1 protein-coding gene is annotated in these 438 nt (G+C 58.7%); it reads left to right on the top strand.

Annotated features, from left to right (window positions below; genetic code table 11):
- Positions 1–326 (top strand): aminotransferase class V-fold PLP-dependent enzyme (locus tag QC029_RS30670; RefSeq protein WP_279559108.1); only part of this gene is annotated, 326 nt, incomplete at its 5' end.
- Between the last annotated feature and the right edge of the window lie 112 nt (positions 327–438).

The following is a 438-nucleotide window of genomic DNA, read 5'->3' as shown; positions in this document are numbered from 1 at the left end:
AACATGAGCTGGCTGCTCGGATGCTCGAAGAGCTCCAGACCGTCAAGGGAGTGCACATCCTCGGACCAAGTGACGCCACCGCTCGTACCGGAACGGTGTCTTTCACCATCGAGGGGGTGCATCCACATGACGCGATGAGCATCATGGATGGTCATGGCGTTGCGGTGCGAGGCGGTCACCACTGCGCCAGGCCGTTGCATGAGAGATTGGGAATACAGTCCTCCCTCCGTGCGTCGTCATACTTGTACTCCACTACCGACGAGGTGAACCGCCTCGTCGAATCTGTCGAGTACGCTCGGAACTTCTTCGCCGGAGGTGTGGCATGAACGTCGAAGAGATGTACCAGCAGATCATCCTGGACCACTACCGGGAGAAGCATCACAGCGGTCTGCGCGAGAACTATGACGCCGAGGTAACGCAGGTCAACCCGTCTTGTGG

Origin of the sequence: Streptomyces sp. DH37, from assembly GCF_029813835.1 — a bacterium.
Taxonomy (GTDB): domain Bacteria; phylum Actinomycetota; class Actinomycetes; order Streptomycetales; family Streptomycetaceae; genus Streptomyces.
The sequence above is the reverse complement of the archived record's forward strand: the minus strand, read 5'-3'. Positions and strand labels throughout refer to the sequence as shown.